General features: G+C 42.8%; 9 protein-coding genes. 3 read left to right on the plus strand and 6 right to left on the minus strand.

Annotated elements, in window-relative coordinates:
* Positions 1 to 12 precede the first annotated feature (12 nt).
* Together HWQ42_RS10855 and HWQ42_RS10860 are read right to left on the minus strand one after the other, a co-directional pair.
* The gene (locus HWQ42_RS10855) at positions 13 to 2,124 is read right to left on the minus strand and encodes an acylase (RefSeq protein WP_292811788.1); all 2,112 of its coding nucleotides are present in this window, start codon (positions 2,122 to 2,124) and stop codon (positions 13 to 15) included.
* A gap of 1,059 nt (positions 2,125 to 3,183) precedes the next feature.
* Positions 3,184 to 4,698 carry a phenylacetate--CoA ligase family protein gene (locus tag HWQ42_RS10860; protein WP_292811791.1) on the minus strand — a complete coding sequence of 505 codons (1,515 nt, stop codon included), beginning with the start codon at positions 4,696 to 4,698 and terminating at the stop codon, positions 3,184 to 3,186.
* 135 nt (positions 4,699 to 4,833) lie between these two features.
* On the opposite strand from HWQ42_RS10860, the gene HWQ42_RS10865 reads away from it, so the two are divergent.
* Both HWQ42_RS10865 and HWQ42_RS10870 read left to right on the plus strand, forming a co-directional pair.
* Positions 4,834 to 6,525: a serine/threonine-protein kinase gene (locus tag HWQ42_RS10865; RefSeq protein WP_292811794.1), complete on the plus strand. Its 1,692-nt coding sequence runs from the start codon at positions 4,834 to 4,836 to the stop codon at positions 6,523 to 6,525.
* 64 nt (positions 6,526 to 6,589) lie between these two features.
* Positions 6,590 to 8,746 (plus strand): serine/threonine-protein kinase, encoded by a 2,157-nt coding sequence (locus tag HWQ42_RS10870; protein ID WP_292811796.1) that lies wholly within the window; start codon positions 6,590 to 6,592, stop codon positions 8,744 to 8,746.
* A gap of 126 nt (positions 8,747 to 8,872) precedes the next feature.
* Here the strand turns inward: HWQ42_RS10870 and HWQ42_RS10875 are convergent, their stop codons facing one another.
* The 3 genes from HWQ42_RS10875 to pgk all read right to left on the minus strand — a co-directional run bounded on the left by HWQ42_RS10875 (position 8,873) and on the right by pgk (position 12,011).
* Positions 8,873 to 9,754: a TauD/TfdA family dioxygenase gene (locus HWQ42_RS10875; RefSeq protein ID WP_292811798.1), complete on the minus strand. Its 882-nt coding sequence runs from the start codon at positions 9,752 to 9,754 to the stop codon at positions 8,873 to 8,875.
* A 304-nt stretch (positions 9,755 to 10,058) separates the two neighbouring features.
* Positions 10,059 to 10,676 carry an NUDIX hydrolase gene (locus HWQ42_RS10880; protein WP_292811801.1) on the minus strand — a complete coding sequence of 206 codons (618 nt, stop codon included), beginning with the start codon at positions 10,674 to 10,676 and terminating at the stop codon, positions 10,059 to 10,061.
* A gap of 132 nt (positions 10,677 to 10,808) precedes the next feature.
* A complete protein-coding gene (gene pgk, locus HWQ42_RS10885; RefSeq protein WP_292811803.1) occupies positions 10,809 to 12,011 on the minus strand; it encodes a phosphoglycerate kinase in 1,203 nt (400 codons plus the stop codon).
* Between the two features lie 89 nt (positions 12,012 to 12,100).
* Between pgk and HWQ42_RS10890 the strand changes: the two genes are divergently transcribed.
* On the plus strand, positions 12,101 to 12,511 hold the full coding sequence (locus HWQ42_RS10890; protein WP_094348733.1) for a universal stress protein: 411 nt from the start codon (positions 12,101 to 12,103) through the stop codon (positions 12,509 to 12,511).
* 329 nt (positions 12,512 to 12,840) lie between these two features.
* Here HWQ42_RS10890 and HWQ42_RS10895 read toward each other — a convergent pair whose 3' ends face one another.
* Positions 12,841 to 13,980 (minus strand): hypothetical protein, encoded by a 1,140-nt coding sequence (locus HWQ42_RS10895; RefSeq protein WP_292811805.1) that lies wholly within the window; start codon positions 13,978 to 13,980, stop codon positions 12,841 to 12,843.
* Positions 13,981 to 14,002: the final 22 nt, after the last annotated feature.

Here is a 14,002-nt window from a genome sequence, read left to right on the forward strand (position 1 = left end):
TGGGCGTAGCTCTCAAAAAGTTTTGCGTTCCTCCAAATTTGCCAATACCTCTGGGCGAGTTCGCCAAACAGGACGCAGTTGCTTGCGAGTAAAAAGTTGTAGTTGGTCGGTAATGTGGGGCGAACCGGGTTGAGTAGCATTACCGTAGCTGAGTAAGGCCATTGCCCTGACTGGCTGAGAAAACTCAATGGCCGCCACATAACTATCACCAGCGACTGCTTGAAAGCGTTCATCAGCAGAGGGAGCAAAATTGAGGACGCGGAATATTCCTAGATCCCCATCGCCACCATTAGCAGGTAAATCTAAGTTTCCGCTACGCACTCGGAAGACTTCACCCCAAGCAACATCTAGCTTTCCATAAGCTTTTTCGACTTTCGCCGCGGCTATTTGTAGCGCTTTCGCTGCACTTTCTGGGTCTTTCAAACCATCGGGTGTGGTACACCACGAGTTCTCATTCCAAGGAAAACTAAAGGTTTGGTCTTGATCCATTTCTTGCCACCAAAAAGAAAACAATACTGCGCCTCTACTATCAGCATCAGCATTACGATTCCAAGCAGCCAAAATATCAGCAGCACGATGAGTTAATTGATCGCCATATTTTTGAGCCGCGGGAATTAAATCATCGAGGATGCGTTCTGCAAGTTCCATTTTGGTGGAATGTTTGTACTTAATCATTTCCACAAAAGAAATTTTTGGATCTTCAGCCAGCATTTTTGCAGAACTTTGGGCGCGGAAAGGCATTTTTCCTCGTGGAGCCATATAAGCAGGATAATCATCTGCTTTGATGGCAGATGGAAAAGTCGTTGTCCAAGGCGCATCATTGGCATTTTGCAACCAACCACTAGGCGGATCAATCACACGCGGTAAATCTTGGTATGGATGCATTTTTTTCCACAAAGTCTTAGATGTGTCGCCAGGAATTAAACCTTCCCAATATTGAAAGTCTCCCTGTTGACGAATCGGCACCAGACCGTTGAATAAGTGCATGATATGTCCTGCTCGGTCTGCATACATGACGGTAAACATCGGTAGTTGCAAGCGTTTCAATACCTTTTGAAATTGGGTTAAGTTTCGGGAACGCGCCATATCCCACCACTGTTCCAACACACCGGGACGGTCTGCACCGACAACCCGCAGTGCCACAGCAAACCCATCTTTTTCTTGAACGACTGCACCGTGGACGGAACTTTTGACTAATAATGATTGTTCGACTAAGGAGCCATTTTTTTGCTTGACTTTTAACAAAAACTTTGATGTTGTAAAAGGACGGACTTTGCCATCAAAAAGATAACCATCATCAGTCAATTTCAACTTGTATACATCCCAACCATCATGAGTATTGACAGTATGAGTCCAACCCAAATAATCGTTAAAGGCGATCGCTAAAACCGGAATTCCCACCAGCGCTGCTCCAGAAGCATTCATATCTGGGGCGGTAATTTGTGCTTCGTACCAGACAAATAAATCCGACCATAACAAGTGGGGATTTGCCAGCAACATCGCCTTACCACTGGCAGAATGTTTAGGTGCGATCGCCCAACCGTTAGAACCAGCTTCCGATTGAGTATGAGTAATATTTGCTACCTGTTCTGGATTGACAATAAAAGTAAAATACAGCACTCTTTGCAAATGTGCCAATACATCCTCTGGCTTGACAGGTAATACTATTTTTAATTGCTCGTCAATCAAATCAGGATGGGCTTTGGCATAAGTATTTATCCCACTGATAAAGGCATTTATATAACTACGAAAAGCTGGACTTTGTGCCCGATACCAAGAATTGGCACGATTGGGTACTCCCATCGTCAGGACCCATTTATCAGATTCTAAATACTCTTCTCCCCAGTATTCGGCTGCTTTTCCCCTAGCTTGACCATAGAGGCGTAACAGCAAGTTAGCATGACTCTGCATTTGTGCCCAACCAAATGCCTGGAAAGTGCTTGGAGCATCTTTACCATATATATGCGGTATGCCGTAAGTATCCCATAATATCTCTGTAGTTTTGGGTGCAGTCGCAAAACTGTTATTTGCCAAAACTACAACTAAAATAGCACTGAGGATAAAAGCTAAAAATCTAGAGAATTTTCTTTTCAGTATTGGCTGATCAAATTGCCACAAATACATCCCAATATTCAACATGATGGTTCGATTAAATTAATTTGACTGGAAAAATTTAGTGACTTTCGTCTATATTCCGTAAACTTTTCTAAGTGGTGGTTGCGGGATGTGTATTAAAAGCATGGTAGTAATTGCACAAGTAAAAGTCAGCATATCAATCAGCGAAATTCCCACCAAGCGGATTACATGGTATGAGTAGCCAGCAAAAGCTGGCGCCATAATTTTTGCACCATAAGTTGATAAAAATTCCTACTAGGGCAGGAATAATGCTTTTGAGGTAGCATCAATCCCACAGATGCCGAATAGGCCAGCGATTGTATATTATCGATAATGCTTGACACTAGTTCTAGAAATCCTCAAAAGCTATCTGCGACTAATTTGCATCTAACTCTAGCGCTATTAGGAGACATTATCATAAAGCCTCCACCTGAGCAAGCATTTATCAAAACTTCTGAATTTTATAAATCTGACTAAGGTTTTGCGATAAATCCTTATATATAAGTCTTTTTAAGGTATTGATATAGCAAAACTTAAGTAACATAAACCTAACTCAAGTTTTGTCATCTACCTTTTGATAGGTTTTCTAGAGATTATTTTTTGAGTAAAAGATAATAATAATTTTTAATTAGAAATTACTTGGTATTGCACCATATCCAATGGGTTTAGACAAACAACTAAGTCTGATGAAGTGAGGATTGAGCCGAAATGCATAAAACGTGCAATAAATATAGTCCGAAAGTACTTTAGAGATGCAAATGCTCTAGCTCTCTGTCCTTACCAAAAACCACTCTATTTTCAGTAGAGTCTACGTACTATTACTCTTATCTAGTCTACTTTGTAGTCTCTTTCTCATTCCTTAAGATCCGCTTGTTCTCGCGAAAAGTTAAGGAATGTAAGTTTTTGTATAGTTATATTTACTCAATTTATCCAAGTATAAAAATGCGTGTCTATCCACATTTCCAAATTTTAACTCTTTGACATCAACAAGAGAAAGTGAAAAATAGAGAGTAGCAAATAAAAATAGGGGCGCAACACTTGTAGAGACGCGATTCATCGCGTCTTGTACTATTGACGGGTATAACGATGCTTCACCCCAATGGGGAAATATTCAAAATCACCCATTGGGGCTAATGTAACTTGCGGTGTTTGATATTCTGCGGGAACATAATTCGCAAACTCGCTATTTAGACGTAGTAGTTGTGAAAGAATAGAAGATGCGATCGCAAGTCTCTGATCTTCACTACCCTCTACCCCTACCGCTAATTCCACAACTACAGATAAAAATCGGTTTTTATCAGCATCTTCCTTCACCTGCAACACAAATTTACCCGTCACCCATTCTTGAATTACTGGTTGTTCTAATCCCACCGTTACATTTTCGGGATAGATATTTGCGCCAAAGTAAGAAACTGTAAAATTAGAACGGCCGAAGACATAAACAAAAGGTAGCTGATGAATACCTCTAGCTGATTCTTGAGTATCAGAACCAAGATTTTCAAGCGGGTTAAATCCCCATTCTGCTAAAAATTGCAGCATTACATCATAACTAATTATCCCGCCAGTATCCAAGATGTCATAACGCACTAAGGGAATACCGTTATCTCCCGAAAATAGCAATCCGCCATCTTGAACTTCAAAAAAGCGAGTGAAAGGATCGTATTGTACTAGTGTGGGTAAACGCGATTCCCCAAATAAAGCTCTAGCTGCATCGGGATTTTCTGCCAAAAAACGGCGAATACAGATACTTAACGGTGTTTCATTACCCAAAACTCCGGCATCCGCAGTACCGTAAAGTGATGCAAAATCATAACAAGGATTTTGTGAACCAACTCTTTGGGCAACTAAACTTCGCCATTCTTCACTAAAAACTTCTCCCGCCATCACTAATTTAATCTGATATTGCTGCCACTCCACACCACGAGCGATACCAGTATCAATCACATCTTTCAAAAATGGCGGGTATCCCAATAACACCACTTGCTCAAATTCTGAACCTAGTTCTTGGACAACTCGCAAGATTTCTTCTTTGTTGTTACCAGGAGTAATTACAGTGAGGAGATAACCTTTACTAGCAAGATAACGACAGCAATTAGTAGTAAACATTCCACCTACCCAAGTGCCTAAAGTGAAACAAATCACTGCTAAGGTACGTCTGCTATCTGAATAGAAACTATCGTGAAAAATCTGTTCAAAGCGTGTGGCGATTTGGAGTTCATCTGTGAAAAAACGAGGCCAAAATGTCGGTTTACCACTAGAACCTGATGAAGCAGCTATCATGTCGCACGCTTCTAGTTGTCCGTTACGGCACAAGTCAGGTAAGGGATAACGCAGTATATAATTTTGTTTAGCGATCGCTGGTAGTTTTTGAAACTCCTCTAAGGTTTGAATAGTCGCGGGATTAATTTCCCTTTCTGCTAAAAATGCCTTGTAGGCTGGTACATTCGCCGCCACATCGTGAAATAAACTCAAAGCTGCCGAAGTTTGAGTGTTGAGATGCCTTTGCAGTACAGTTTCTAGGGGGGTAGACAAAAAATCTTCAAATGCTTTAATTACTTGCTGCTGTCTTGATTTGCCGTTCATGACGCTTGCTTATTTATTCTGAAGTAGAACCAACACCGTTAAAATAATTCGTAATTCGTAATTCGTAGAATATCCGAAAATGAGGGTATGCGCGTTGTAGTCATTCAATAAAACCTTAATTTATCCTTCAGCACCATGCAGCTCTATTGCAGTAAACAACACACAAATAATGGTAGTAACCGCTTTTGCACCCATTGTGGTGAACCATTACCTCTTGCTGTGGGACAGGTTGTGGATAATCGCTATCAAATTATCCGTCATTTAGGACAAGGCGGCTTTGGACGCACCTATTTGGCGGAAGATATCAATAAATCACATCAAACCTGTGTGCTGAAGGAATTTGCACCCCAAGTACAAGAAAATCAAGATTTACAAAAAGCTAAAGAGTTATTTGAGAGAGAAGCGAATGTCCTCAAAAAACTCCAGCATCCACAGATTCCCCGTTTTCACGCCTCGCTACAAGTGAAGATAGGCAGTAAAGATTTTTTCTTTTTAGTGCAAGATTATGTGGATGGTGACAATTACTACCAGTTATTAGAACAGCGTGAAAGTCAAGGAAAAACCTTTAGTGAAGGGGAAGTAATCACCCTCCTGCAACAGATTTTACCTGTCTTATCATACATCCACTCACGAGATGTAATTCACCGTGATATCTCTCCCGATAATCTAATCTGGCGGCGTTCTGATAATTTGCCAGTGCTGATTGATTTTGGGGGCGTCAAGCAATTGCCAGCTTCTCAAGGTTTTTGGCGTACCAAGTTGGTTGGAAATAACACTCTGCTAGGTAAAAAGGGCTACGCTCCAGAAGAACAGCTACGGCAGGGAAAGGCATTTTTTAGTAGTGATTTATACTCTTTGGCGGTGACAACATTAGTGTTGCTTACAGGTAAAGAACCGCAGAAATTATACGATAGCTATCAGGGAATTTGGGGATGGGGCAAGGAAATCCAAGTTAGTCCCAAACTAGAAGCGGTGTTAAAAAAGATGCTGGCTTATAGACCGAGCGATCGCTATCAACGATCTGAGCAAATCCTTAGAGATTTACCGTCGCCAACTGCGACTAAATCCCCAGCTAATTATATTACTAGCAAAATCAAGACGATGGTCGTTGCTCCGGGAAGACAACGCGCCAGTGCTATTGTGAGCAGATTTCAGAGGCAAACGCAAGCGATCGCTAAACCGAGAACTTTCCCTGCTTGGATTCGCCCTTTTGTGATGAGTTTAGGGGGAACGGCTTTAGTTGGATTAACTTTAGCGGCGGGAAATGCAGCCATTCGCGCCGTAACTTCAATCACGATCCCATCAATTTCATTACCTTCATTACCGCAAATCCCACAGTTTCCAACTGGAAAACCAGCCGGCGACAAAGGAAAAAATAGCGACCTCCAGAAAATTATCAGTCGTCGTCAAGAGTTAGAAATTACTGAAGGATTTTTTATTCGCACAGTAGATGATTTATTTTATACAAAAAAACCAGAATTAAAAGGACGTAGCCTGACATCTAAATCTGAAGATGCTGGTTTACGAGATGAATGGTCTGATATCGCTGATAATTTATTGGATAAACTAGAACAGGCTAACCTCAGTACAGCATCTCGTCGGAAATTGGGGAACTATAGTCAAAAAGATTACGATACATGGAGACAACAAGCGCGATCAGGGCAGTTTGGGAACTATACAATCGATCAGTTGACCAAAGACACAAATGAAAAATTCGATCGCTTGTTTCCCGATCAGCAGCGTCGGAAACTCAATCAACAGACTTTTGGTCAAATTTGGTATGCGATCGCAGCCGATCAAGTCAGTAAAGTACAATCTGGCAAATAAGACGACTGGAGATTGGGGACTGGGGAAGAGTAACAAATGACAAATGACAAATGACTAATAACAAATGACAAAAATATATTGTTCTAAAGGACATGAAAATTCCCCAGGTAGTCGCTTTTGTCTCCAGTGTGGCGAAAATTTGTTGGATACGCCCATGAGTTATGGTATACAACCGGGACTGACTTTAGGCGATCGCTATGTGATTGTGCGTCAAATTGGCCAAGGTGGCTTCGGACGCACTTATTTAGCTGAAGATGTCAACCGTTTCCGCGAACTTTGTGTTTTAAAAGAATTTTCCCCCCAAGTTCAAACCGCTTACGTTGTCCAAAAAGCTGAAGAACTCTTTGAGAGAGAAGCGAGTGTCCTTTATAAATTGCAACATCCCCAAATTCCCCGTTTCCGAGAACTGCTGCGGCTGAATTTAGGGGGCAAAGAATATCTGTTTTTGGTGCAAGATTATGTAGAAGGGGAAACTTACAATTCTTTGTTAAATGCCCGGATAAAACAGGGTTTGCGCTTTACAGAGGCAGAAATACGCCAATTGTTCCAGCAAATTTTGCCAGTGTTGGAATACATCCACTCACTAGGAGTAATTCATCGAGATATTTCTCCAGATAATTTAATGCTTCGGACTGTTGACAAACTGCCAGTTTTAATTGATTTTGGCGGTGTCAAACAAGTAGTAGCAACTGTGGCTTCCGAATATTACCAACCCGGTATAGTTGCACCTCCGCCAGCACCAACCTTATTAGGTAAAATAGGATTTGCGCCCCCAGAACAAATGCAAACTGGGTTAGTATCTCCCCACAGCGACTTGTATGCTTTGGCCGCAACAATATTGGTTTTACTGACAGGGAAACAACCCCAAGAATTAATTGATACCTATACTCTGAGTTGGCAATGGCGACGGGAAGTTAATCTGAGTCAAGATTTGGCACAGGTATTAGATAAAATGCTATCTGCCAGACCAAGCGATCGCTATCAATCAGCCCGTCAAGTACTCCAAGCCCTCAACTCATCCCAAGCGAACTATCCGCCAACTCAATATCCCACTCCACCACAACCCACATCCGCCACCGTCGCCGTCTCTCCACCTCCCCCACCTTCCCCAACCCCTGCATATCCCTCATATCCCTCATCTTCCCCCTCTTCTTCCTGGTGGACACCAACAAAAACCTTCCTTGTGGCGGCGCTAGTTGCTGGTAGTGTGGGATTAATTTGGTGGGGATTGAATGGCAGACGAGATGTCGGGCAGGTTGACCCTAATTCTACAGCCAGCCCCATTCCAACTAGCGAACAACCAACCGATCCTTTAGCGCAATATTCGCCAGCAGAACGAGAACGCAAAGAAAGATTAAGCGATCGCCGTCAACAGTTGGGTATTGACTCTAACTTCTACGTGAACTTGGTGAATCAAGTTTTTTGGGACAGAAATCCCAGTTTACGGGGACGTACTCTCAGCAATGGGACTGAAGATGAGAGTTTGCGCGCAGAGTGGGATAAAACAGCTTCAGAATTACTAGAAAAGCTTGCACCACTGAGTAATAATGCACGCCAAAAGCTGGGAACTTACACAACTGCTGAACGCGATCGCTGGAAAGTGGAAGTCAACAAAATCAACGTTGGTAGTCGTTCTTTGTATGATTTAGGAGATACTGCATTCTTCCGTGTATTTCCTGAACAGCGAGGTAAAAGTTTCCAAGGTCAGCCCATTGGACAAGTTTGGTACGGATTTGTTAGCGATCAACTCAGTGCAATCCTTGCCGGTACAGCTTTCCAGAAACTTATCTTCGATCCTGGGGCTACTGGCAAAACAGTCAGCAGTACTCTCCAACCTGGTGGTGGTAAGGTATTCATTGCTGGACTTGCCAAAGACCAATCTCTGGACTTGAAGCTAGAAGCAAATTCCCAAGTCTTGTTATCAGTCTATTCACCCTCTGGCAAAATTCGATTTTTAGAAGATTCTACCAAGCGTAGTTTGTCAACTAAATTACCAGAAAATGGATTTTATGAGTTTGTTGTAGTTTCCACAGCAACGAAACCAGTAGATTATCAACTCACTATTACAGCCGAAAATCCCACAGTTCCCCCATCACCAACACCCACGCCCACGGAAACATCCACGCCGACACCAACGCCGACACCAACGCCCACGCCTACAGAAACCTCCACACCGGAACCTGAACCTACACCAATACCAACTCCTGAGACAACGCCCTAGTAGTCTGTCAAGTTTAAATTGATAGTAAGCAAGTTCGTAGTAAGGACTTTAGTCCTTGATTTTCTAAGCACTAAAGTCCTTACTACAAACTTTTAATTACTAGCTTAGATATTGTAGTAGTGGCTTTCAACCTGTCTCTACTACACCTAAACGCAACGCAATTCGCTGATGCTTGGTTGGATCGTAGGGTTTACCTCTGTGCATCACTTGTGAGTTGTCCCAAAAAATAATATCTCCTGGCTGCCAAACATGGGAGTAGACTGGCGTGCAGTCTAGAACAGTTGCAAACAAATCCTCCCAGAAACGTTTTGCTTCCTCTGGTTGATCTTCCATACCAACTGCGATCGCAGTGTCCGAACCTAAATATAATCCCTTTTTACCAGTGACTTTGTGAGTGGACACAATGGGATGCACTTTCCTCGGTATATCAGTCTCTACCTTGGTTTTTTTAGAAAACATTGGTGGCGAGTGATACATCGACATCTGCTCTAATTGCTGCTGATGTTGAGGATCTAGGTTATTGTACGCTTCTACCATATCGAGAAACTCGGTAGTGTGAGGTTGCCCATCTACACCTTCCGGCACTTGTATTCCATAAAGCATCACAACATATAGTGCGTTCATATCCAGTCCCTCTGTACTGGGAAGACCATCTTTATCATGATGCCATTGCCACGCATATTTACCGGCTGGATCGGGAACTGGCCCCTTCGGATTGCCCAATATATAAACATATTGGCTTTGTAAGTCTGGACTAATATCAGGATCTAATGTTTTCGGAGGGCCGCCAAACATAAAATCACCAAAAGTCTGCTTGGCAAATTCTTTTAATTGTTGTGCGGTAAGCTGTTGGTGTCTGACTACTACAACGCCATGTTTCCAAAGTGATTCTTTTAATTCACGCAACTCTAGATTTGTGAGGTAGTTAAGATTGCAACCGCGCAGGACTTCAACTCCGAGTCTTGGATGATGCTGGATTGTTTGTTGTTGTTGAGTAATTTGAGTCATTGCTATGCATTTATTTTGGGAGCAAACTATATAGTTAATTAGTGTAAATAGGACATTTGTCTAGTAGCATCTTACCTAAAAAAGTTGGACAAATATACTAAATATTGAAGGGACTACTAACGCTCTTTTTACTCTGAAAAAATAAAATATTTGTAGCGACTTTCTTGAACAACAGTGAAACCCAACAAAATCAAGGATTATTGGTGTTGGGTTTTGTTCCTCAACCCAACCTACGCATAGATTTATAAAAACTTATTACAACAAAGGTTTCTAATTTTTATCTCGTGAGAGTTATAAAACAGTGCTAATCAAAGTCTGTCGGTAAATTTGGTTGGCGATAATGTTGAAAAAGTCGATTTATTTGTGCTGGTGTCACACGTCCGAGAGAAAGTTCTGGCAACGCACCTTCAGGGAAAAAACCTACTTCTTCAGTTTCAATACTTGATGATGGCGAACCACCAATAAGTTCACAGTGAAAAAATAGCTTGTAGACATAAAACGGTAATGGTGGATGTCCCTGTTTGTTTCTGTCATAGACTGCTAGAAGTTTGATAGCGCGTGCTTGATATCCTGATTCTTCATATACTTCTTTCACAACTGCCTCACTGGGCGACTCACCAATATCAGCCCATCCACCAGGTAAAGTCCAGCAGCCGTCTACTCGTTCTTTGACTAACAATATAGTATCGTCCCGAAAAATTGCTCCTCGCACATCAACTTTGGGAGTTGCATATCCGAGTTCACGGCTAAATAAATCAAGGACATAGCTGTGTTCTATATTCGAGTAAGTCGCCATAATTTCTGTAGCGATCGCTCGTAATTGTTTGTAACGTTCTATATCATAAACACCGTCAGAATAAGTCAACCCATTTTGAGCGATCGCTTGTAAATTTTGCGCCCATTCCAGCCATTTAGATTGCATATATTTTTCTTATGTTGGGGATTGGATCTTAGGTATTGGGGAAAGGTGACAGGTGATAGGGAATAATCTGTACCCTGTAACCTGTACCCTATTCCCTTCTTCAGTCCCTAGTCCCCAGTCCCCAGTCCCTACTTATGCATCATCTAAAGCTGCAATTCCAGGCAATACCTTGCCTTCAAGTAACTCCAAGCTAGCGCCGCCGCCGGTGGAGATATGGCTCATTTGATCGGCTAAACCAACCTTTTCCACAGCCGCTACCGAGTCACCACCGCCGATGATGGTAGTTGTGCCAGTTTTACCGATTTCGACGAGGGTATGAGCGATCGCTTCCGTACCTTTCGCAAATTTATCAAACTCAAACACACCCATTGGCCCGTTCCAAATTACCGTTTTGGTATCTGCAAGGGCTTCTTGGAAAAATTTCACCGAGTCTGGTCCAATATCCAAACCCATCCAACCATCGGGGATATTCTCAATGCTAACGGTTTGAGAATTGGCATCAGGGGCAAAGTTATCTGCCAATACCACATCTGTAGGCAGCAATAAAGCAACGCCCCGTTCTTTAGCCTTAGCTTCCAAAGACTTCGCTAGTTCCAGCTTGTCTTCTTCTACCAAAGACTTACCAACATTCAAACCACGGGCTTTGTAGAAGGTAAAAATCATCCCACCGCCAATGATCAGCTTGTCGCACTTCTCTAGCAATGTTTCAATTACGCCAATTTTGCTGGAAACTTTGGAACCGCCAATAATTGCTGCTAAAGGACGTTGGGGATTTTCAATGGCGTTTTGCAGATATTGCAATTCCTTCTCAACCAAATATCCAGCCACAGAAGGGCTGAGGAATTTAGTCACACCTTCAGTAGAAGCATGGGCGCGGTGTGCAGTACCAAAAGCATCATTTACATAAAAATCAGCATTAGCTGCCAATTTTTTCGCAAATTCTGGGTCGTTTTTCTCTTCTTCTTTGTAAAAACGGACATTTTCGAGTAACAGCACTTGGCCATTTTGCAACGCGCCAACTTTAGCTGCAACTTCATCACCAATGGAATCATCAGTTTTAATGACTTCTTGCCCCAGTAACTCAGACAGACGCTTGGCAACGGGAGTTAGGCGTAATTTGTCATCCACACCCTTGGGACGGCCAAAATGGCTGGCGAGAATGACCTTAGCTCCCTTCTGCGTCAAATCTTGGATGGTTGGTAGAGCGGCACGAATGCGAGTATCGTCGGTAATGTTGCCTTGATCGTCCACAGGCACATTAAAGTCAACCCGCACTAAGGCACGTTTCCCAGAGATATCAGCCGAAGATAAACTTGCTAAACTTTTTTTGGACACACCAAACTCTCCTGATTGCCTTTTTGTTATTGTTTTGAAAGTAGAACCATCAAGATTTTACCGGAGTCAGGGGTACCCAAGTGACAGATATATTTAAGACGGTATTATTTCCTATCGATCAAAGCCGGGAAACGCGGGAAGCTGCTGATGTTGTTACCAACGTAGTCAAAAAGTACAGCAGTCGCTTGATACTGCTGTCTGTGGTAGAAGAACCACCTCCAGACGCGCCTAGTGCCGACGATCCGATGGTGTCGCCAGAGGTAGTTGCGAAACTACTGGAAAATGCCCAATCTTTATTTTCTGGGCAAGGAATTCAATCTGAAACCTTAGAAAGGCGAGGCAAACCAGCTTTTACGATCTGCGATGTTGCTGATGAAATCGGGGCAGATTTAATTATCATGGGCTGTCGGGGGCTAGGCTTGACTGAAGAGGGAGCGGATGATAGCGTTACCACTCGCGTGATTAACCTTTCCCCTTGCCCAGTGTTGATTGTGCCTTAGCAGTGTGTTGTGGAATGCTGGTAAATTTTTAGTGCGATCGCTAATTAAAAAAGAGGGGAAAAGGACGAATGTCACGAAGAAAAGGTGAAACCCTTGCTTCTTCTGGGTGTGGGAGTGTAGAGGAAGTAGTTGATTTGTAAGTATTATTTGGTTTTTAATTCTTCACTGTGCAACCCTTACACCCAAAAGTCAGGCAGATTAAGGATTTGCACTTTTCTTAGTGCCATTCGTCTGTATACCTAATTAAAAGTTTTTTGTTTTAGATGCGTCTTTTTGATCCAATCGGCAACCCAAAGCACAGTCTACCGATCGGGAATTCCAAACACAATTTACAGTAGAGCAGTGCCAAAAAAGACGATTTCCTCAACATTCAAGACATTAAGGGTGAACTCATCACGTTTAATGGTGTAATTATTGGAGTTGCCTAGAATGGTGTAATCAGTTTTTAAATCAGACAGAATTAGTTTGTCCCATCCCGATCCACCATTGATTGTGGCATTACCGTAACCAACATCAAATGTGTCGGCTCCAAATCCACCCTTAATCAAGACATTGGCAATAGCGCCCCCTTGGTCTGAAACCGCTTTACCGCTATCATCAATTCGACGGGCTTTGAAGTAATCGTTACCGTTTCCGCCATCAATAGTGCCACCTTGGATGCCAATGCTGTCACCATACCCAGTAAGGGTATCATCTCCTGCCCCTCCACAGATGATGCCATTAGTATTAACAATACCTATGGCTTTACTAATGCCAGTGCCGATGATGGCATCCTTGCCATCGCTTAAACTGATGATCCCACTGTTAACAATGCCTATACCGACACCAGGACCAAGCTCCCCAAAAGGGGTATCGTAGCTCCCTTGACCGCCGATGCCTGTGCCAGAGATGAAGTCGTTTCCCTGCCCTACATTGATGGCGCTACCCTTACTGTTGGAGATGCCTATACCCTTACCCGCATCGTATGATCTAATAGGATCTAAACCTGCATTACTGCCCTTACCGAGACCAGTAATAGAATCGTTTCCTTTCCCTCCATTAATATCGCTACCACCACTGTTGAAGATGCCTGTACCATCTCCTCCATAGTTAGTAGTACCACCAGTTCCAGTTCCGGAGATGGAATCCTTCCCTTCTCCTCCATTAATATCGCTGCCACCACTGTTGAAGATTCCTATACCAGCAATTCCAGATTGTCCATTTCCAGTTCCAAAGATAGAGTCGTCCCCAAATCCTCCATCAATGCGGCTATCCTGAGTATTATTGATGCCTGTAGCAAAGCCTCTTACAAAATCGTCGCCTCTGTTTCCGGTTCCGGAGATCAAATCTTTTCCGTCTCCTCCATTAATGTAGCCGCCTTGAGTGTTAGAGATACCTATACCAGGTACAGAGTATCGATACTGGAAACCGCCAGTGCCTGTGCCAGAGATAGTATCGGTTGAGTCGATGGGGGATATTATTCCCCGCACCTCTCAGTTAAATCTGGGCGTG

It is taken from the genome of Nostoc sp. JL23 (assembly GCF_017115065.1).
Classification (GTDB): Bacteria; Cyanobacteriota; Cyanobacteriia; order Cyanobacteriales; family Nostocaceae; genus Nostoc; species Nostoc punctiforme_A.